The organism is Aurantibrevibacter litoralis (assembly GCF_034651555.1).
Lineage (GTDB): Bacteria > Bacteroidota > Bacteroidia > Flavobacteriales > Flavobacteriaceae > Aurantibrevibacter > Aurantibrevibacter litoralis.
In genome coordinates this window covers 150794-173151 of record NZ_JAYEEQ010000002.1, presented here as the reverse complement: position 1 = coordinate 173151, position 22358 = coordinate 150794, and the positions used below count along the sequence as shown (strand labels likewise).

General features: G+C 40.0%; 16 protein-coding genes. 4 read left to right on the top strand and 12 right to left on the bottom strand.

All coding sequences use genetic code 11. The annotated features are described in order from the left end of the window. Positions 1 to 9: 9 nt before the first annotated feature. Complete coding sequence (locus U1E44_RS02810; RefSeq protein WP_323673839.1) at positions 10 to 1572, top strand: amidohydrolase family protein; 1563 nt, start codon at positions 10 to 12, stop codon at positions 1570 to 1572. A gap of 12 nt (positions 1573 to 1584) precedes the next feature. Here the strand turns inward: U1E44_RS02810 and U1E44_RS02805 are convergent, their stop codons facing one another. From U1E44_RS02805 to U1E44_RS02770, 8 genes are all read right to left on the bottom strand, one after another. Further along, positions 1585 to 1818, bottom strand: coding sequence for a hypothetical protein (locus U1E44_RS02805; protein WP_322929482.1), 234 nt, complete (start codon positions 1816 to 1818; stop codon positions 1585 to 1587). Positions 1819 to 2077: 259 nt separating this feature from the next. Beyond that, complete coding sequence (locus U1E44_RS02800) at positions 2078 to 2839, bottom strand: LytR/AlgR family response regulator transcription factor (protein WP_322929481.1); 762 nt, start codon at positions 2837 to 2839, stop codon at positions 2078 to 2080. Between the two features lie 37 nt (positions 2840 to 2876). Further along, positions 2877 to 3929, bottom strand: coding sequence for a sensor histidine kinase (locus tag U1E44_RS02795; RefSeq protein WP_322929480.1), 1053 nt, complete (start codon positions 3927 to 3929; stop codon positions 2877 to 2879). Between the two features lie 205 nt (positions 3930 to 4134). Further along, complete coding sequence (locus tag U1E44_RS02790; RefSeq protein WP_322929478.1) at positions 4135 to 4839, bottom strand: hypothetical protein; 705 nt, start codon at positions 4837 to 4839, stop codon at positions 4135 to 4137. Positions 4840 to 5159: 320 nt separating this feature from the next. Beyond that, positions 5160 to 5900, bottom strand: a complete 741-nt coding sequence (gene lptB, locus U1E44_RS02785) for an LPS export ABC transporter ATP-binding protein (RefSeq protein WP_322929476.1) — start codon at positions 5898 to 5900, stop codon at positions 5160 to 5162. A 60-nt stretch (positions 5901 to 5960) separates the two neighbouring features. Next, positions 5961 to 6308, bottom strand: coding sequence for a carboxymuconolactone decarboxylase family protein (locus U1E44_RS02780; protein WP_322929475.1), 348 nt, complete (start codon positions 6306 to 6308; stop codon positions 5961 to 5963). Next, positions 6292 to 7143, bottom strand: coding sequence for a twin-arginine translocase subunit TatC (gene tatC, locus U1E44_RS02775; protein ID WP_322929473.1), 852 nt, complete (start codon positions 7141 to 7143; stop codon positions 6292 to 6294). The genes U1E44_RS02780 and tatC overlap by 17 nt, the downstream gene beginning before the upstream one ends. Next, positions 7143 to 8108 (bottom strand): KpsF/GutQ family sugar-phosphate isomerase, encoded by a 966-nt coding sequence (locus tag U1E44_RS02770; RefSeq protein WP_322929472.1) that lies wholly within the window; start codon positions 8106 to 8108, stop codon positions 7143 to 7145. Before U1E44_RS02770 ends, tatC begins: the two co-directional genes overlap by 1 nt. Before the next feature lie 219 nt (positions 8109 to 8327). On the opposite strand from U1E44_RS02770, the gene recQ reads away from it, so the two are divergent. After that, positions 8328 to 10529, top strand: a complete 2202-nt coding sequence (gene recQ, locus U1E44_RS02765; protein WP_322929470.1) for a DNA helicase RecQ — start codon at positions 8328 to 8330, stop codon at positions 10527 to 10529. A gap of 76 nt (positions 10530 to 10605) precedes the next feature. On the opposite strand, the gene U1E44_RS02760 is transcribed toward recQ, so the two are convergent. The 4 genes from U1E44_RS02760 to rluF all read right to left on the bottom strand — a co-directional run bounded on the left by U1E44_RS02760 (position 10606) and on the right by rluF (position 15368). After that, the gene (locus tag U1E44_RS02760) at positions 10606 to 11937 is read right to left on the bottom strand and encodes a carboxypeptidase-like regulatory domain-containing protein (protein ID WP_322929469.1); all 1332 of its coding nucleotides are present in this window, start codon (positions 11935 to 11937) and stop codon (positions 10606 to 10608) included. Positions 11938 to 12065: 128 nt separating this feature from the next. Beyond that, on the bottom strand, positions 12066 to 12917 hold the full coding sequence (locus tag U1E44_RS02755; protein WP_322929468.1) for an alpha/beta hydrolase: 852 nt from the start codon (positions 12915 to 12917) through the stop codon (positions 12066 to 12068). 64 nt (positions 12918 to 12981) lie between these two features. Continuing rightward, positions 12982 to 14520 carry a bifunctional GNAT family N-acetyltransferase/carbon-nitrogen hydrolase family protein gene (locus U1E44_RS02750; protein ID WP_322929466.1) on the bottom strand — a complete coding sequence of 513 codons (1539 nt, stop codon included), beginning with the start codon at positions 14518 to 14520 and terminating at the stop codon, positions 12982 to 12984. Between the two features lie 119 nt (positions 14521 to 14639). After that, entirely contained in the window at positions 14640 to 15368 is a 729-nt protein-coding gene (gene rluF, locus U1E44_RS02745) for a 23S rRNA pseudouridine(2604) synthase RluF (RefSeq protein ID WP_322929464.1), read from the bottom strand. A gap of 398 nt (positions 15369 to 15766) precedes the next feature. Here rluF and U1E44_RS02740 point away from each other — a divergent pair, with 398 nt between their 5' ends. Beyond that, positions 15767 to 16777, top strand: a complete 1011-nt coding sequence (locus tag U1E44_RS02740) for a cadherin domain-containing protein (protein WP_322929463.1) — start codon at positions 15767 to 15769, stop codon at positions 16775 to 16777. A gap of 71 nt (positions 16778 to 16848) precedes the next feature. After that, positions 16849 to 22358 (top strand): BspA family leucine-rich repeat surface protein (locus U1E44_RS02735; protein WP_322929461.1); only part of this gene is annotated, 5510 nt, incomplete at its 3' end.

The following is a 22358-nucleotide window of genomic DNA, read 5'->3' as shown; positions in this document are numbered from 1 at the left end:
GTTCTAGTGATGGGGTTGGTTTTAGGAATGCCACAAACGGTTGCTCAATCTGCTACCGGAGATGGTCCCTTCTCGCAATTGATTATCCGGGGCGTTACGCTAATTAATGGCAATGGAGCACCTCCACAAGGCCCTATTGATATTGTAGTAGAGAACAATGTTATTGCCAAAATACAAGTCGTAGGCTACCCCGGAGTCGCCATTGAGGCATCAAAAAGGCCACAGTTAAAACCGGGAGGCAAAGAATTAGATTGTTCCGGAATGTATCTTTTGCCCGGGTTTATAGACATGCATGCCCATATTGGAGGGGTGGCTCAGGGTGCAGAGCCAGATTATGTGTTTAAACTATGGATGGGGCATGGCGTTACAACAGTTCGTGAAGTAGGAGGAAGAAGTATCGATTGGTCGCTCGACTTAAAACGGAAAAGTGCTAAAAATGAAATTGTAGCACCACGCATTTATACGTTTACCAGCTTTGGGCAAACGAGTGAAAGGTTCAATCCGCTCAATGATATACCTATTTCCACTCCTGAACAAGCGAGGGCCTGGGTAAAAGCCAATGCCAAAATGGGTGCAGATGGCATTAAATTTTTTGGTGCAGAACCCGAAATTATGGCTGCGGCACTGGATGAAAATAAAAAATTGGGGTTAGGATCGGCTTGTCATCATGCCCAATTGAATGTCGCTCGTTGGAATGTGTTACATTCTGCCAGAGCGGGACTAACCTCTATGGAGCACTGGTATGGATTGCCGGAAGCGCTTTTCGATAATACTACGGTGCAACACTATCCACTAGATTATAACTACCAAAATGAGCAGCATCGTTTTGAAAATGCCGGCACGCTTTGGGCGCAGGCAGCCAAACCATTTTCGGAGCATTGGAATACGGTAATGGAAGAGTTATTAGCCTTGAATTTTACGATAAACCCCACATTTAATATTTACGAGGCAAGTCGCGACTTACAACGAGCACGCCGTGCAGAATGGCATGAAACGTATACTATGCCTTCGCTATGGGAATTTTATCAACCCAGTAAAATCTCGCATGGCTCGTATTGGCACGATTGGGGTACGGAACAGGAAGTAGCTTGGAAAGAAAACTATAGGTTATGGATGACATTTATCAATGAATACAAAAATAGAGGAGGGCGCGTTACAGCAGGTTCAGACTCCGGCTTTATTTTTCAGTTGTATGGATTTGCGTTTATCCGCGAACTGGAATTGCTTCGGGAGGCCGGTTTTCATCCTTTAGAAATAATTCGTTCTGCCACTTTAAACGGTGCCGAGGCGTTAGGGCAGAGTCACATTCTAGGAAGTGTAGCACTCGGGAAATTGGCTGATTTTGTGATTGTAGCCGAAAATCCACTTCAAAATTTAAAAGTACTTTACGGTACAGGTGCCATACGACTAACAGACGAAAATGAGGTGGTGCGTGTAGGAGGTGTAACATACACCGTTAAGGACGGTATTATCTACGATGCCAAACAACTGTTACAAGAAGTCGCGGAAATGGTAGCGACGGAAAAACGGAAATTAAATTACAAAATAAAACAACCGGGAATAAAAGAGTAAGTAGGCTCATCATTAGGCTAGTTTAGGTCTGTTATTTTTGGTGGTAAAAGACAAAGCTTTTTTTACTTGGGCATTTTTAAATCGATATAAACGGGCAACGCTATTTTCGTTTTCATCACTTACTTCATTCGTACTGGTTTTAATTCCCATGGTACTAGTTTCAACCTTAACTTCAGGTGTGGCATTTTGAGCTTGGGCAGCAACTCCGATAAAAAGGATAAAGAAGAAAGTAAGTATCGTTTTCATGTCTTGCGTTTTGTTATTATAATAACTCGCGCAAGTCTATTTTTAAAGGGGGCAAATCGGTAAAGTACCCTGTTTTTCGGTATCCGGATAAAAGACGGCTTAAGTGTAAAAAAACACCGATAAACGGGAGAGCAGGTATTTTTCGTTTATCGGGGATTTGTGTTTTTAAACGTACAAACAGCGGGTCGTAGTAATGAAATAGACAACGCCACTTGTTGTTTTTGGTGGTGAAACACGCTATAATTCGCTACTATATGGATTAGGAGTTTAGCCATTTTTTAAAATCCATGGCTTTTGCTTTGGAAACAATAATACGTTCTTTAGCTGCCGGCAGCACAGTAACGATTAATTTACCGTTAAAATAGGTAGTGATGTGGGCAATGGCAGTTCTATTTATAATACACTGCCGATTCACGCGATAAAATGCTTGAGGGTCAAGATCTTTCTCGATGTCTTCAAGTTTGTCGTCCATAACATAGGTTTGTTGGCTCGCTGTTACCGCTTTAATAATGCCTGTATCTATAAAAATATACGCAATATCATTTGTTTTAATAGGAATGAGCTGATCGCGATGACTCACTAAATAGGTGGTTTTAAACGATTTCCCCTGAGTTTTTATGAACTGTAATAAGCCCATCATTTGGTCGTTGAGTTGCGGATCGGGTTCGGTAGGATTCTTAAACTGCGCCAAAGCTTCAGACAGTTCGTCTTCATTTATTGGTTTCAGTAAATAATCAATGCTGTTTACCTTAAAGGCTTGTAAGGCGTACTTATCGTATGCGGTTGTAAATATTACCGGGATACTGATTTTTACTTGATCAAAAATTTCGAACGAAATACCGTCGGCCAAATGAATATCCATAAAGATTAACACGGCTGTGTTAGGCTTCGAAAAAAAATCTACCGCCGATCGTACCGAATCCAAGACGGCGATGATCTCAATGGTAGGATTGATTTGCTGCAAAAGGTATTGAAGATTGTCGCTCGCTGCAATTTCATCTTCTACAATAACAACGTTCATAAGGCAAGTTTTTGATTTATCTTTATATGGGTTTTAATTAGGAGATGACCTGTAACGGCAAACGAACGGAGAAGAAATGGTCTTCTTTATGAACGGTTATTTCTTGCTTAAGTAAAAGAAAATACCGCTTACTTAAATTAACTAGGCCGTTTCCGGTGCTATCCTCTAGAGAAGAACGGAACCTTAATTTATTTTCTACAAAAAGGAATCCTTCTTTGGTATAAATGTGCACTGTTAAAGGAAATTCTTCCGAAATTTCGTTGTGTTTTACGGCGTTTTCTACCAAAAGTTGTAAGGCCAAGGGCGGAATTTGAGTGTCTTGAAGAGCCTCCGGAATGTCGATTAACAAGGTAAAACGGTCTCTATATCGGGTTTTAATAAGGTAATTGTAACTCTCCAGAAATTTAAGTTCTTCTCTTACACTTACCAAATTCCGATCGCTGCTCTGTAAAATATAGCGATACATATAGGATAACTTGTTTATAAATGTAGTAGCTTCCTTATCCTCGCGTACAAGGGAAGCCAATGTATTTAAAGAATTAAACAGAAAATGTGGATTAATTTGATTTTTTAGCGCAATAAGTTCGTTTTGAAGGTTTTGTTGTTTTAAATATTCGTTTTCCAAAAGATTTTCTCGTTGTGCAATTTTAAGTCGTAAAATTCTTGCAATAAAGAGAATAATAAGCAGAATAGAACTGAATTTAAAATCGATAAATTTTCGTTCTTCTACAGTTAGAAAATCGCCTACCACTAGGGGATGCCCAAATTTGAGTACCGTAATGGCGCCAATAAGCAGTACCAAATTGCTAAGGATGATAAAAAGAATTTTATAGATGCGATTTGTAAAACGAAGGCGATAAGGTATATTGGCATTGATTTGTAAGGCTATCCACGAGAATACAAATAGGAAAAGCGAGTTTGTCAACAGATCCAGCATCCAACCCTCCTTGAAACTTTCTAATGAAAGATGCGTTACCCTGTAAAAATAGACGGCACGGGGCAGATTAATCAGAAAAGAGATCAACAAGGCAATTTTGGTAATTTCACCTTGTTTTACTTGTATATTTCGCTGATGCCCGTTTTTATTCATTTCTATTTTATTTCAAACTCCAAATTTTATATCGCTTAAAGGTCAACTGCAAGTCGTGGCCTTGTTTATACTATGGTAACAAAATGGTATTCGCAAGACTAAAATGCTAAAATCCGAATAAACTTCCGATTTTTCGTTGGTTTATTCGGATTAGATAACTTTTTTAAAGGTTTTATTTTAAATTGGGATCAAAGTTTAGGGGTAATTAGTTTACTAAGAGTACGCCAAGGTCTACGTCTTCTTCTACTTCAAAAACATGGATATCATCTGCGGAAAGGAAAGTTGCTGCTTCCTTGACCGCGCTAAACCCATAACCCAACGTTTGCAATTCTGCTTGAAAATCTAAATTTTGAGTATCGGACGCATAGAAATGGTATATTTTTTCTAATTCCAAAGAAGTAAAATAAGGCGAGGTGGGATTTACATCATGGGAGTTAACCTCTGTTCGTCCGTTATTTTTTTCATGGCATACATCAATTTCTTCTTCTACTTCAATCACATGGATGTCGTCGGCAGAAAGTTGAAACGCTTCTTTTTCCCATTGAATTCCTTCCGCAAAAAGTTGTTCTATTTCTTTTTTAGATAATAGTGCTTCTTCTTCTTCAGTAAGATGCTTCTTTACTTCTACATTCATGTGCTTGTAGGGGTTAAAACCTTCTGGTAAATAGGAGGTTACATCAAAATCAAATTCAATATCTTCCTCAACTTCAATCACCTTAATGTCGTTGGGCTCTAGTAGCGCCAGTTCATTTTCCCACTTTAGGCCTTCTGCAAAAAGATGCGCAAAAGAAATAGGATCTACCTTATGTTCTATTTTTTGATTCCAAGCATGGTGTTTGTGTTTTGTTTTAAATGAAATGAGTACAACGGCTAAAATTGCAATTCCGGCGATGACACTTATTTTTTTCATGATTTACTATTTTAAAATTATTTTTTTAGATCGATTTCTTGGACAAAAGTAGGGCACTAATGAAGGTAAGAATAGCACTTTTTGGGTGAAGCCGATAAAATGGAAAGTGAACCGACTTTTTAGTCAGGTGAAGTGAAACCTAAATTTTCAGTAACAGGAGAAGCTGTTCCTAAAAGGAGCGCATAATTCGAAATTTCTGATGAATAATGCGTATTTGTGAAACCTGCAAAAGGGTACGGAAATTTAGAAAAACATAGCACTGTTTTCCGGTGTAGGGCAAAGTAGGGAATTACGACTCCGAAGCGATATGGACGATAGTACTAGAAGCCTAATTTCTTTTTGCGAAGCTCAAAGTTTTGACCCAAATACACTTTACGTACCATTTCGTCTGCGGCCAAATCTTCCGGAATACCCGATTTTAGAATACCGCCTTCGAACATGAGGTACGATCGTTCGGTAATGGCCAAGGTTTCTTGCACATTGTGGTCGGTAATAAGGATACCAATATTTTTATCTTTTAATTGTGCCACTATGCGCTGTATATCCTCTACGGCTACCGGATCTACCCCGGCAAAAGGTTCGTCTAGCAATATAAATTTGGGATCGGTCGCTAGAGCACGAGCAATTTCAGTACGTCTTCTTTCGCCTCCGGAGAGTAGATCTCCCCTGTTTTTGCGTATATGCCCCAAACCAAACTCTTCAATGAGCGACTCCATTTTTAGTTCCTGTTCTTTCTTGGTCATTTTAGTTAATTGGAGCACGCTAAGAATATTCTTTTCAATACTTAATTTTCTAAAAACTGATGCCTCTTGTGCTAAGTAGCCAATCCCGTTTTGCGCTCTTTTGTACATAGGAAACTTGGTGATTTCCATATTGTCCAGAAATATTTGTCCACCATTGGGTGTTATAAGTCCCACAATCATATAAAAGGAGGTCGTTTTTCCAGCACCATTAGGACCCAAAAGTCCCACAATTTCTCCTTGATTTACTTCCAAAGAAATACCTTTAACGACCTGGCGCCCCCGGTAGGACTTCATTATGTTGTGTGCGCTGAGTTTCATAATTTTTAGATGTTCAAAGCTAATCCTAAAAGTAAGGCCATTGCTTAGTTTTTGGAAAATTTAACGTTGTGCCTCCAGGGCTTCCCAATATTCATAGGCTCTGCGTAAATGCGGAACCACAATGGTGCCACCCACCAAGGTAGCAATTCCCAGTGTTTCCATTACCTCTGCTTTTGATGCTCCTTTGTTGTACGCACTTTCTAAATGATATTTAATGCAATCATCGCATCGTAGCACGGCGGAAGCCACCAAACCCAATAGTTCTTTGGTTTTTACATCTAAAGCGCCTGCCGCATAGGCATTCGTATCTAGATTAAAAATGCGTTTGATGATTTTAGTATTATCGGCCAACAATTTTTCGTTCATTTTAGAACGATACGCATTAAATTCTTCAACGGGATTTGGCATTTCTTTTTCTTTTAGCTTCTCTTTTGGCTTCATTTTTTATCACGCGCCCAGATATAAAGATACTTACTTGATACAATATAAGTACGGGAATAGCTACCACAATTTGGCTTGCTACATCGGGAGGCGTTATTACCGCAGAAACAATAAGCACTATAACGAGTGCTATTTTACGGTATTTTCGCAATACTTCTGGGGTTACCAGACCCACTTTAGTGAGAAAGTAAATAATTATTGGCAATTCAAAAATAAGGCCACAAGCGATGACGGCGGCCCGAACTGTGGAAATATAGGATGCCAAATCAATATCGTTAAAAACCTCTTTACTTACGGTATATCCTCCTAAAAAGTTAATCGATAAGGGCGCTACAATATAGTATCCAAACAAAACACCAGAGAAAAACAACATGGAGGCAATAAAGATAAAGCCTCGGGCATTCTTGCGTTCGTTGTCATAGAGTCCCGGCCCAATAAATCTCCACATTTCGTATAAAATATAGGGGAAACCGAGTATAAATCCGGCCCAGATCGATGTCCATATATGCGCAGAAAATTGTCCGGCCATCTCTCGACTTTGCACCCTAAAAAGCGGTTCGTTGTTGCAAAAAGCCTCGCTAAATCCTAATAATTTAGAAAGTTTACAAAAAATGTCATAGGTAGGAAAATCGGGTTTTTTTGGTCCAAATATAACCGTATCAAAAACAAAATCTTTCATGACAAAAGCTACGACCCCAATAATGACCACAGCCATTACCGAACGGATTAAATGCCATCGCAATTCTTCTAAATGATCTAAAAAAGACATCTCATTAGGACTCTTGGTTGTTCTCTTTGCCATTATACTATTCCTTCATTAATTAAGTTGTGTAAATGTACCACACCAATATAGCGATCGCCATCTACCGCTAATAATTGGGAGATCCCTTTTTCTTGCATTAGGTCTAGCGCCTTTACCGCAAGAACAGCACCCTCTATTATTTTTGGGTTGGCAGTCATAATATCCTTGGCTCGTAGGGTGTTGATGCTATCATAGTTGTTGAGCATTCTTCGGATGTCTCCGTCGGTTATAATGCCTACTATTTTATTTTGGTGAATAACGGCGGTAACACCTAACATTTTTTCCGAAATTTCTACAATCACCTTTTTTACATCTGCATCCACATCTACCTGAGGTTTTAGATTGGTGTGTACAATGTCTTCTACTCTTAAATAGAGCCTTTTGCCCAAAGAGCCGCCGGGATGGTATTTCGCAAAATCTTTACTGCTAAACCCTTTTAATTCTAACAACGAAATGGCTAAGGCATCGCCCATCACCATTTGAGCGGTAGTGCTTGTTGTTGGTGCTAAATTGTTGGGGCAGGCCTCCTTGGCTACATAGGTGTTTAACACATAATCTACACTCTTGGCTAAAAAGGAATCTAAATTGCCCGTCATTCCTATTAATTTGTTCTTGCCTCGGCGGATAAGCGGTACCAGCATTTTAATTTCGGCGGTATTGCCACTTTTAGAGAGCAAAATAACCACATCATTGTCCTGTATGGTACCCAAATCTCCATGTATGGCATCTGCTGCATGCATAAATTGAGCCGGTGTACCTGTCGAATTTAAGGTAGCCACAATTTTAGAGGCAATGATGGCACTTTTTCCAACGCCTGAAATTACGACTCTGCCTTTAGACTCAATGATACAACGAACCGTATTGCAAAAGTCTTCATTTAATAACGAAACTAGGTTGTGAATGGCCTCACTTTCGGTCTCTATGGCTTTTTGTGCTATAGATAGTATAGCTTTGGAATCGTTCAACGTATTATTAAAATTAAGTGATTGAATTACTAAAAGAATGTATTATATTTAAGTTTACAAAATTACACAAACTTAACTTTATAAGATATTTTAAATTCGTACAAAATTAATCACTTTCCCCTTGTGTTTTTTATCACTAGAATCCCTATCTTAAAGGACCTTAGGTAATGTTTTTATTTTGTTGGAACAAATATTGGTATATAAATAGTAAAGTATGATATGGAATTGAATGAAATTGATTTACATGCGCCTTTAAAAAAGTATTTTGGGTTTTCCAAATTTAAAGGACTTCAGGAAGAAGTTATAAAGCATATAGTTCAAGGTAGAAATACATTTGTGATTATGCCTACGGGTGGCGGAAAATCACTGTGCTACCAATTACCGGCACTTATGGCAGAGGGAACAGCCATTGTGGTATCTCCGCTTATTGCACTCATGAAGAATCAGGTAGATGCCATTCGCAGCGTGTCTTCACAAAATGGTGTGGCACATGTTTTAAATTCTTCATTGACCAAAACCGAGATTAAAGATGTTAAAAAAGATATATGTGCGGGTATTACTAAACTATTGTATGTAGCCCCAGAATCCTTGACCAAGGAAGATTATGTCGATTTTTTAAAGTCGGTAAAGGTCTCCTTTGTAGCCATTGATGAGGCACACTGTATTTCGGAATGGGGTCATGACTTTAGGCCGGAATACCGCAACCTGCGTTCTATTATTAGTAGATTGGGAGACAATATTCCCATTATTGGACTTACCGCAACGGCCACCCCCAAAGTGCAAGAAGATATTATTAAAAACCTTGCTATTACCGATGCTAAATTATTTAAGGCTTCTTTTAACAGGCCAAATCTCTTCTATGAAGTACGGCCTAAAACGCAAAACGTGGATGGGGATATTATTCGTTTTGTAAAACAAAATTCCGGAAAATCTGGCATTATTTATTGCCTTAGCCGCAAACGCGTAGAAGAGCTGGCTCAGGTTTTGCAGGTAAATGGTGTTAGTGCCGTACCCTACCATGCTGGTTTTGACGGCAAGACCCGATCCAAATATCAAGACATGTTTCTTATGGAAGATGTAAATGTTGTGGTCGCTACTATTGCCTTCGGTATGGGAATTGATAAACCCGATGTTCGTTTTGTGATTCATCACGATATGCCAAAAAGTATCGAAAGTTATTATCAGGAAACCGGGCGGGCGGGAAGAGATGGTGGCGAAGGGCATTGTTTGGCATTCTACTCCTATAAAGATATAGAAAAGTTAGAAAAATTCATGGCCGGTAAGCCGGTCGCAGAACAAGAAATTGGAAATGCACTGTTGCAGGAAATTGTAGCCTATGCCGAAACCTCAATATCGCGTCGAAAGTTTATCCTCCATTATTTTGGAGAAGAATTTGATGAGATTAACGGTGAAGGCGCTGATATGGATGACAACACCCGAAACCCCAAAGAAAAACAAGAAGCCCAAGAGGAAGTGGTGAAACTTATTGGTGTAGTGCGGGATACCAACGAAAAATTTAAGTCGAAGGAGATTGTGAAAATATTGTCGGGGAAGGTTAATGCCATTATTTCATCGCACAAGGCAGACACTAAATCCTTTTTTGGAATCGGTGCTCATAAGGATAAATCCTATTGGATGGCCTTGGTACGCCAGGTTTTGGTAGCCGGTTTACTTAAAAAGGAAATAGAACAGTATGGCGTGCTTCACCTAACCGAAAAGGGAAAGGATTTTCTTAAGAACCCCACCTCTTTTATGATGACCCAGGACCATGTTTATAATAAGGAAGCAGATGATGCTATTGTAAGTGCGGCTAAAACGGCAGGAGGCGTTGCAGACGAGGTGCTTTTACATATGTTAAAAGAGTTACGTAGGGCAGAAGCCAAAAAATGGGGCGTGCCGCCTTATGTGGTGTTTCAAGATCCTTCATTGGAAGATATGGCTTTAAAGTACCCCATTACGTTAGATGAATTGGTCAATATACACGGGGTGGGCGATGGCAAAGCTAAAAAATACGGAATGCCATTTGTTTCACTCATAAAAAAGTATGTGGAAGAAAATGATGTTTTTAGACCAGACGACCTCATCGTGAAGAGTACAGGTGCCAATTCGGCATTAAAATTATATATTATTCAAAACATAGACAGAAAACTACCTTTAGATGATATTGCTGCGTCAAAAGGATTAGAACTCCCGGAACTTATTAAAGAGATGGAGCAAATTGTATTTAGTGGCACTAGGCTTAATTTAGGGTATTGGATAGATGAAATACTGGATGAAGACCAGCAAGAGGAAATTCATGACTATTTTTTGGAGGCAAAAACAGATAATTTGGAAGATGCTCTAAAAGAATTTGACGGGGAATATGAGGATGAGGAATTGCGGTTATACCGCCTTAAATTTATGAGCGAAGTGGCGAATTGATGATGCCTTGTGTTATAATAAAAAAAATCGGATTCTAAAAAATCTGATTTTTTTTTTATTATTTCTACCTTGTACATTAATGGAGCGAAGCCTGTCCGCTGTTATTTTTAGATCGTTGAAGCTGGCGCTGAATCTTTTTTATGGCAGATTCTATCGATTTTTCAGGCTCAATAATATTGTATTCTCCCCAAAAATCAGGATCTGCAAAGCCAATGGCTTCGTCACTTAATATTATAGATGATTTTAGTCTTTCCCTGTTTCTTAAAGGTGCGTCGCCAAGGTTTTTTTCCCAATCGGTGACCGCCATTTCACTAGTTAAACTATAAACTGAGTTAAACAAGCGATTCGCCCAATTTACTTTAAATTCTAACAATACATTACTGTATCCGTAATACCATTTTCCGTCTTTTTCTCTGTAATCTACGCGATAGGCTACATCGGTAGGCCACACTTTTACATTGGCTGGTTTTTTACGCACAAACATTTTTGCAGCAAGCTCACTATCCGTAATGTTTAAGGAGTAAATGGCACTGGTAAGAATTTTATTTTCTACATCAATATACAATTTGCCTTTATACATGGGTTCAATAAGTTCGGGTCTTTGTACAAAGTTGATGACATAAATAAGACGGTCGTTTACTCTAGTGCTGTAATCATAACTAAATAAATAATCATTGATCGTTTCCGAACTGAAAATATACTCCGGATACTTCATAACATCTACAAAAAGCGTATTAAACGGGCCACCTTGCAATTTTAAAGCAAGCGTATCCATTTTACTGTAATCCGTACTTTTTCGCGATTTGTACAATTGCATGACATCTTTTCGCTCAGAGTTATAAGGTGTTTTGTAAATATTAACTACAGCCTCGGAAAGCGACACATTTTTACGTCGTTTTTTAATGGTCTCTCTGTAAAATGCGGTCATCAACGTAGGATCTGAGAAATAGTTTTCTCCTTTTCGTTTAAGGGTTTCCAACACCAAGTTAGCGGCGTCTTTAGGAATTTCCAAACTCACTTCCGGAAGTTCCGTTACAGACACTTCTAACGCAATTTTATTGCGTTCCGGTTTTAAGTCAGACAAGGCAACCACGGCAGATTTATACCCTAAAAAGGAAACAACAATATTTCCGTTTGTGATGTTTTGCGGTATTTTTAATAGAAATTGACCCTCTGTATTCGTTACGGTACTGATGTTGGTTTCTTCTAATGACAGTGTCGCAAAGACCAGTGATGTCTTATTTTCTTTGTCAATAACCTCTCCCCGAAATTGGTTAAAGCCCTGTTGCTCCTGATCTTCCTGAAAATAGGCAGATGCGCTGTGAGTGCCGACTACCCCGAACAACACCAATGCGCTTAGTGCCATCAACAGGGATTTTTTTGAAATTGATTTAGTTATAGGTATCATGATGTATACGTGTTAATTGAATGACTATTACACTAATAGTTTCTCTAAATTAGTGATTAGTAACGACATAGTATGTTAAAATCAGTATAATTTATACCTCTTTGCCTAAAGTTTTTAACGCGAAAGGATTACTCATTAAAAAGGCTAGTAAGCCATGTCTCTGCCAATAAGGGCCATGTTTCAGCTGCTGTTTTTCCTTTTCGTAATCCGTAGCCATGCCCGCCTTCCGGCAGTATGTGAAGTCCTACGGGAATTTTAGCATCGCGTAAGGCCATAGCCATAACCAAGGCACTGTTGGCATGTGGGTCATCGGCTGTTGCAAAAAGGAACATGGGCGGGGTATTTTCTGTAATGGTCAATTCGGGGGTCAATGCCCTATTTTCTCCTTGGTCTAAGTAGGCCGGATAAATTAAAAGGGAAAAATTGGGTCTACTAGAAACTTTATCTGCAGCATCGACTTTGGGATACCTATCGATGTTGAATTGCGTGCTTGCTCTGGCACTGAGGCTGCCTCCGGCGGAAAACCCCATTACCCCAATCGCACTCGGATCCAGATCCCATTCCAAGGCCTTGTGTCGCACTATTCGTATGGCACGTTGCACATCATATAAGGCACCTTCTCTTTTTTGAGGTACGCGGTAATGCAATACAAAAGCGGTGTACCCCAATGCAGTAAGCCATTCGGCCACTTCATAGCCTTCTAAATCAGCAGCCAGTATGTGGTATCCACCACCCGGGCAAATGATGATAGCTTTGCCATTTTTTTTAGCTGATAACGGTTTATAAATCTTTAGAGTAGGATTGGTTACCTCCGTGATGCGCACTATATGAGCTAAAGAATCTCGTTTTTCCAGATGTTCTTTTTTGGGTGCTGTTTCCCCCGGAACTTCATTTGGCCATAAATAAAGTAGATTTTCTTCCTGAGCCTTTACCCCAGAAACACAGAAAAAAAGTACGGACAAACAAAAAAGAATACGCATTATCCTATTTTTTATAAAATCGATTTTCGTAAAGATACACAAAATTGAAGTTGCCTTGGCCACCTTAGTTTATGCTTCCTGGCGACTTTTTATGCAACTCAAAAAGATCCTTTCTCCGATCTCTTAAATTACGTACACTTCCAAACTGATTTAATTGTCGTAACAAGTCAATATCCACATCGGCAATCAAAATCATTTCGGTATTGGGGGTAGCTTCTGCTTTAATACCACTGGCCGGAAATGCAAAATCGCAGGGTGTAAACACCATAGATTGGGCAAATTGGATATCCATATTATGTACTTTGGGCAAATTACCTACACTGCCTGCAATGGCTACATAGCATTCGTTTTCTATAGCACGGGCTCTGGCGCAGTTGCGGACACGGGAGTACCCATTTTGTGTATCGGTCAAAAAAGGCACAAAAAGGATATCCATGCCTTCGTCGGCCAAGAGTCTGCTCAGTTCCGGAAATTCGGAATCATAACATATAAGAATGCCAATTTTTCCGCAATCCGTATCAAAGGCTCTAAATTCAGTGCCCCCTTGCATACCCCATACTTTGGCTTCATCTGGAGTAACATGTAGTTTTTCGTAACGTTCCTTAGTGCCGTCTCGTTTGCAGAGATACCCTACATTGTATAAGGTGCCCTCTTTTATTTCGGGCATACTTCCCGTAATAATATTGATGTTATACGAAATGGCCAGTTCCGAAAATTTCTGAACAATAGATGGCGTATGTTTTGCCAATTCCCGAATCGCTTCCGGCTCGGATAGATGATTATTTTCTGCCATAAGTGGGGCATTAAAAAATTCCGGAAATAGGGCAAAATCAGAACGGTACCCCGACACGGCATCTACAAAATACTCCGCCTGTTGCATTAGCTCGTCCAAATTTTTGTAGGAACGCATTTGCCATTGAATTAATCCCAAGCGCACTACTTTTTTAACGGTATTCGCCTTTTTGTTCTTTTTTTCGTAGTAGATGTTGTCCCATTCCATGAGCACCGCATACTCATTGGAGTCCGTATCGCCATCCAAATAGTTTTTTAATATTTTCGTGGGATGGAAATCATTTGAAATCTGAAAATTGAGCACTGGATCATCTATTTCCTTACGTTTTACTTTTTCTATATAGGCTTTTGGCGAAAGACCGGCGGCATATTTGTGATAATTGGGCATGCGCCCACCAAAGACGACACCTTTTAGGTTTAGCCGTTCTACCAACTCCTTTCGGTAATCGTACAACCGCCTTCCTAAACGCAATCCTCTAAATTCCGGTTTTATGAAAACATCAATACCATACAAGACATTGCCGTCCGGTTGATGCGTATTAAAGGTATAATTGCCCGTAATTTCTTTATATGTGTGCAAATCATCGAACTGTTCATAATCTAGAATAAGGGATAGGGCACAACCGGCAATTTGGTTATTTACTTTTATGACCACCTGACCCTCCGGAAAGCGATGAATAAGGGTTTGTATTTGATTTTCACGCCAATAGGCATCAGGCATGGACGTGTAGGCCGAAATCATGGCTTTTTTTAACTCTTCATAATCACTTACATTTAAATAGGTAAGCTCTATATTTTCAATTTCTTTCATGTTTTTTCGAAACTACAAGTGAACATATAAATTTGTTACTGTTTTTATGGTTTGCCAACCAAATAGTATGGATCTGCTTTTGGCGTTATAGCACATAATAATGCGCTATGCAGTACTACTTAATGAGTTTTGGAGGATGCCGACACCAAACGATTGATTTCTGCAAATTCGGATGGGGTTAAATGTCGCCATTGGCCCACGGGAATATCCAAAGATACATTCATTATCCGAATCCGTTTTAATTGCACTACCCGATATCCTAAAAACTCGCACATTCTTCGGATTTGTCGGTTCAATCCTTGGGTTAACACAATACGAAATTGGGTTCTGTCAATTTGGGTTACTTCACATTTTCGCGTTATCGTATCCAAAATAGGGACACCATTGCTCATTTTCTCAATAAAGGTTTTGGTGATGGGTTTGTGCACCTTTACCACATATTCCTTTTCGTGATGATTGCGAGCTCTTAAAATTTTATTGACAATATCGCCATCATTGGTTAAAAATATAAGGCCTTCACTAGGTTTATCTAAACGACCAATAGGGAAAATGCGTTTTGGGTAGTTAATGAAGTCTATTATATTGTCTTTCTCTACTCCCGTATCTGTGGTGCAGACAATGCCCACGGGTTTATTAAACGCTAAGTACACAAATTCTTCTTTGGGTGGTGTAATGTGTTTTCCATCAACACAAACCTCGTCTTCCGGGCGTACTTTAGTACCCATTTCGGGTATTTTTCCATTAATGGTTACCCTTCCCAAATCAATAAGTTTATCGGCCTCTCTACGAGAACAAAATCCAACTTCGCTTAAATATTTATTAATTCGGGTAGCTTCGGATATACTCATGTCAGTTTTAAAAAAACGCCTCCTGCAAATTTAGGAGATTTAAAAGATAATTAAGAACGTTCCACGGTTTTAAATGCTGAGGAGGCTACGCTACGATGAAATTGGAACTTTATGTGTTGTGGGTTATTGCTGGCAGCACCAAAGTAGAAATCACCTAATGTATTAGGGTTTTAGAAGCTAGGCATGCTCATTTAGGTTAATGTGCATATCCACTATTTTACGTACGATATGTGTTGCTTAAACTGGGTTTACGTGTTTCCGTTTTTTGTTAAAATTTTGGTAGATGAACCACAACAATAGCTTCACTAACCCTGCAATTCAAGTGTTTTGCAACAAAGTTTTTGGGTCTTGTAGTTCATCGCATATTTTGCGCCTTTAATCTAAATAACCATCATTCTATGAAAAAAAGTGTTCTAACGATCTTAAGTTTTTTGATTTTAAGTTGTTCTACAGATGCCGACAATACTACTCCAGATTTTGAAAATGTAACAAATAGTGCACCCGTAATTACGGTCAAAACAATAAGCGTTGCAGAACACTTGCCGCCCGGTGCGGCCATAGGCAGTATAGACGCATCCGATGCCGATAATGACGAAATTACCTTTTCTGTAACGTCAGAAGAAGATCTAATTATTAATGAACAGACCGGAGAATTAACCGTTGGTGCCAATTTGAAACTTGATTTTGAGACTACACAAAGTATAGCGTTTACGGTTGCCGTGTTTGATGGAGAAACGATCGTGGAGCAGGATTTTACCTTGCATGTTGAAGATTTGGACGAAAGAATACTTTTAAATGAGGAGCAAAATGCACTACTTAGCTACTTTCAGTTTCTTGCATTTTGGAAAGGAGATAACAACATCCCCGTAACACGTAACCAAAAATGGGAGAGCCCAATGACACTGTATTTGGAAGGAAGTATTTCCGCAGAGTTCACAGCAACAGTAGAGGGCGTTTTGGCACAGTATAACGAAATTATGAGTAATGGTGATTTTAATATTTCGTTAGTGCAAGAGGTGTCGGCAGCCAATGCCCGACTGTTTTTTGGAAGTAAAGCGGACCTGGAAGGCGTATGGCCCGATATGTTTGAACAAGTAAAGGATGGCAATTTTGATGGATTTGCTATAACCCCTTCTCAAAATTCTGTGTTGGTGGGTACGCGCATTTGGATTTCTAATCCTGCTGAAGTCTTGCTAAAGCACGAACTGGGTCATTCTCTCGGTTTTGGACATTCAAACAAGTGCGAAACCGAAAACAGCTTTTTATGTTCTCAAATTCAACTGACCAATGATTTTTTGGCTATAGAGGAAGCTATTATTCGTTTGATGTATGATGATAAGTTGGCTCCGGGTTTAACTGAACTCGATTTTGAAAAAGCAGTAGCCAACCTTCTTATGAACGCACTTTAAGGTTGTTTTACCAATAACACGGTCCGTTATTATAAAGTGTAACTAATATCCGTATTTCTAAAAATAATAGAATGATGTTAAAAAAAATACTTGTCCCTTGGCTTCTGCTTTTTACCTTAATTGCAACGGCACAAAATGAATTTACGACCATCTGGGACACAGCGCAACTTGGGACATCTGCTGCGAACGAAATTACAATTCCTACCAATCCAGCTTTTACTACTTATAATTATACGGTGGATTGGGGTGATGGAACGACAGACACGAATTTGACAGGAAGCAGCACGCATACCTATACTGCCCCTGGTATGTATACGGTCCGTATTTCAGGAGTATTCCCCGCAATTTATTTCAACAATGCGGGCGATAGGCGCAAGATTATTGAAATTTTAAGTTGGGGTAACATCCAATGGCAAAGTATGGAAGACGCTTTTTATGGGTGCGAAAATTTAAATTTTGACGCCATTGATTCTCCCGATCTGTCTCAAGTCACTTCTTTACGTAATATGTTTCGGCGATGTTCTTCGTTCAATGGCATTGTCAATAATTGGAATATTAGCACAGTTACAGACATTTCAGGCATATTCTCTGATGCCATGGTGTTTAATCGTCCCTTGGAGAATTGGAATACTATTAATGTAACAGATATGTCCAGCGTGTTCGAAGGAGCCAATCAATTTAATGAGCCTCTGGACAACTGGAACACGGCATCTGTACAAACTATGGAGAATATGTTTTCCAGAGCCAGTGCGTTTAATCAAAATATAAATAATTGGGATGTAAGTCAGGTCACAAATATGTCGGGCACATTTCGCAGTGCGAACCGTTTTAACCAGCCTTTACAGCTGTGGAATGTGAGTAACGTAACCAATATGTCTTACATGTTCAATAATACAACGTTTAATCAGCCCATTGCCAATTGGAACGTAAGCAGTGTAACCAACATGGAAGGCATGTTTGGCCAATCACAATTCAACCAACCCATAGAGGTTTGGGACGTGTCTCAAGTGACCAATATGGCCTTCATGTTCCAGCGTCACCGCACCTTTAACCACCCGTTGAATAATTGGAACGTAAGCAATGTAACCACCATGGAAAGCATGTTCGATGGCTGGATTTGGGGCAGTATCTACAACCAACCACTTAATAATTGGGATGTGAGTAAGGTTACGAACATGAGTTTTATGTTCCGCGACAATTCAGCTTTTAATCAAGACATCAGTATGTGGGATGTGAGTAATGTTACCACTATGGAAGGCATGTTTAGGGAAACCGACAGCTTTAATCAAAATATTAGTGCTTGGGACGTAAGTAGCGTAACCGATATGGCGGGAATGTTCCAAAGTGCATTCGTATTTAATCAACCTTTGGATGCATGGGATGTAGGTAATGTGGCCAATATGAGTGCCATGTTTTTTAGGGCTTTAATGTTTAACCAACCGTTAAACAATTGGAATGTAGGGAACGTAACCAACATGAGCAATATGTTTAATGGCACACCTCTTTTCAATCAGAGTCTTACAAATTGGGATACGGCGGCAGTAACGAATATGACCAATATGTTTCAACTGTCAAACAGCTTTAATCAAAGCCTAGCATCATGGAACGTGGCCAATGTGACCAATATGACCAGTATGTTGTCCGGTTCGGGTCTTTCACAGGAAAATTATGACAATACATTAATAGGATGGGCAGCACAAGCGGTACGAGATAATGTGGCTTTAGGGGCACTTAACCTTAACTACTGCGATGGTCGTGACGCTCGGCAAGCACTTATAGATAACCACAATTGGACGATTACCGGCGATATTATTAACTGCTCATTTGTGTTATGTACCAACCTTGTATCTCCTGTAAATGGCGATACCAATGTGCCAGCCAGTGCTAATTTAACATGGGCGGCAACCCCGGGTGCAACAGGCTATAGGGTTACGGTACGTATTATTAGGGGCGGTATAGAATCTATCCCTTTTACCAATTACGATGTGGGTAACACTATAGGTCTTAATCTGGAAACTCCGGCAGGAGATGATCTACTAGTGCCGGGCGATGAGGTTTTTGTTACGGTAGTACCTTATAATGACACCGACGGTCCAGCGGTAGGATGTACGGAAGAAAGCTTTACCGTGGTGCCGTCTTGGGTAAATAGCCCAGCGGCTTATAAGGTGACCTATGACACGCGAATTCTAACCCCCGGGCAAACCACACCTATAAACCAATTAAAAATCCAAACCACGGCGGGCTTGGCGTATAATTTTTCTATAGATTGGGGCGATGACCAATTTGATAATAACGTAACCGGAGACATTACGCATACCTATTTTACACCTGGAATTTACACCATTAGCATCATTGGTACTTTTCCGGCACCAAGGCATGAAGAGTTTAACAGTGACGCTATTAAATTACTTACCATAGACCAATGGGGTACACAAGATTGGCAAAGCATGCAGGGTGCTTTTGCCGGATGTGCGAATATGGAGTATAATGCAACTGATATACCCAATCTAACCAATGTTACAGACATGAGTCGCATGTTTATTGTATGTAGACGGTTTAACGGAAATATTAATAATTGGGACGTAAGTAATGTTACCAATATGACGGGCACTTTTGGAGTCGCCAGTATTTTTAATCAACCATTAGATAATTGGGATGTAAGCAATGTAACCAATATGAGCCTGATGTTTTTTAGAACAAATGATTTTAATCAGAACCTCAATTCTTGGAACACGGGCAATGTAACCTCAATGTCCAGAATGTTTGAAGATGCCAAAGCGTTTAATTCGCCACTAAACAATTGGGATGTTTCAGCGGTTACTGATATGCGTCAAATGTTTGAAGGAACAGACGTGTTTAACCAGCCCTTAGGCAATTGGGATGTGGGAGCTGTAACCAACATGGCTAATATGTTTGATGATGCCCCAGTCTTTAACCAAAATATAGACAGTTGGAATGTTTCAAATGTTACCAATATGTCTGCCATGTTTAGGCGCGCCATTACCTTTAATTCACCGCTGAATAGCTGGAATGTGGGTCGGGTAACCAATATGGCTTCAATGTTTAATCAGGCCTCAGTGTTTAATCAACCCTTAGATCAGTGGAATGTCATTTCGGTTACTACGATGGCACTTATGTTTCAAAACGCCACAGCATTTAATCAAAACATTAACCCTTGGAATGTTACCAATGTCATTACCATGGAAAGCATGTTTCAAAACGCCACAGCTTTTAATCAACCCTTAGCTAATTGGAATGTAGATTCTGTGGTAAATATGTCTCGGATGTTTCAATCGGCATCCAATTTTAACCAACCCATGAATACTTGGACTGTGAGTGCGGTAGCAAACATGACCTCGATGTTTGAAGATGCTATTGTCTTTGATCAACCCCTCGGAAATTGGGATGTTTCTTCTGTTACATTAATGCGCTCCATGTTTGAAAGGGCAAGTCAATTCAACCAAAATATAAATACTTGGAATGTGGGTGTTGTTACTCAAATGGAGGAGATGTTTAAAGAGGCTACACAATTTAATACGCCATTAAACAATTGGAGGACCAGCGAGGTGTTAACCATGCGAGAAATGTTTCGTGGAGCAACCAACTTTAACCAACCTATTGATACTTGGGATGTCGCTTTTGTAACCACAATGCAAGAAATGTTTAAGGATGCAGTAAGCTATAATCAAAACATGATTTCTTGGAATGTGGCATCGGTAACCACCATGCGCGGTATGTTTGAAGGAGCTAGCGCCTTTAACGGTACTTTAGATAGTTGGAATGTGCGACAGGTAACTACCATGGAAAATATGTTTTTTAGAGCAGCCAGTTTTGATCAAAGCACAAATAGTTGGCGTGTTCAGAATGTTCAGACCATGAATAATATGTTTAGAGAAGCCATATCTTTTAATCAGTCTTTAGATCGATGGGATTTAGGCGCAGTTACCATGCGTTCCATGTTCGAGGGTGCAATAAGGTATAACCAATATTTAGGAGATTGGACTATTTCCGGCGTTACCGATATGCGCGATATGCTAGACCGAACAGCGCTTACTCGCGAAAATTATGACAACACCCTCATTGCTTGGTCCCAACAGTCGTTAACACCGGGTGTTATTTTAGGAGCGCAAGGATTGCTTTATTGTGAGGCTCTTGAAGAGCGACAGTCGATGATTACCTCATTCGGATGGACGATCTCAGATGATATACTAGATTGCCCTATTCCGTTATGTACTCAATTGGTTTCACCACGTAATGAAGATGCGGATGTTCCTGTAAATACCAATTTAAGTTGGCAACCGGTATTATACGCAAAAGGCTATCGTTTAACCGTAGGTACTACTCCCGGCGGTAACGATATTGTCGCTAACGAAACGGTAACCGCTACCTCATTTGAATTTGCCAGCAATTTTTCCGGTGGTGAAATCGTTTATGTAACCCTTATTCCATTCAATGATACGGGTGATGCTATTGGTCCGTGTTCCGAAGAAAGTTTTAGTATATCTTCCAATCCTGCTGCTGCTCCAGATTGTACCAATCTAACTCTGCCTTTGCACAATGCTACGTCGGTGTCCGTAACCACCAATTTAGAGTGGCAACCTATAGCCAATGCCGATGGGTATCAATTAACCGTAGGTACAACCTCAGGAGGGAATGATATCGTTGATACCATAGATGTAGGCAATGTCACAACATTTACCGCATTGCCCAGTTTGCCCGAGGATACTGAAATTTTTGTCACTATTGTTCCTTATAATTCTGAAGGGAACGCCTTGGCCTGCGCAGCAGAGCGTTTTACAACTGAATTAATTCCTGTACCTCCGGTATGCACTAACCTAATAAATCCGGTGCCGAGTGCCACCAATGTTGCAATAGATACCAATTTAAATTGGAATCCTGTTCCCGATGCTACCGGATACTTGGTTGTTGTAGGGATTACTCCGGGGGGTAATGAAATTGTCAATAATGTGGATGTTTTAAATACGACGTCCTACACATTTTCTGATGCGTTGTTGCCTAACCGTACTTATTATGTGCGCATTATCCCATATAATGAAGTGGGCGACGCCGTTAGCTGTACCGAAGAAAGTTTTAGGACAGGAACGGTTACGCTAAGCGATCCACCAGAATGTACCAGTATTATTGATCTGTTAAACAATGGCACGGATATTCCGGTATCTACAGATATAAGCTGGAATTCTGCTGGAAACGCCACCGGCTATAGGCTTACAGTAGGCACAAGTGCCGGTGCATCCGATCTATTGGCTACTACCGATGTAGGCAATGTAAGCAGTTATGACCTACCTACAGATTTACCGGAAGCCACCACGATTTATGTATTGGTTGTTCCGTACAATTCGGTTGGCGAAGCCGTGGGCTGTACCGAACACTCCTTTACAACCGAAACCATAGCTACGATACCGGACTGTACTGTTCTAACAACGCCACAGCCAAATGCGACCGAAGTAGCTATTGGCACCAATTTAAGTTGGACCGCAGTAAGCAACGCCACCGGCTATAGGCTTACAGTAGGCACAAGTGCCGGTGCATCCGATCTATTGGCTACTACCGATGTAGGCAA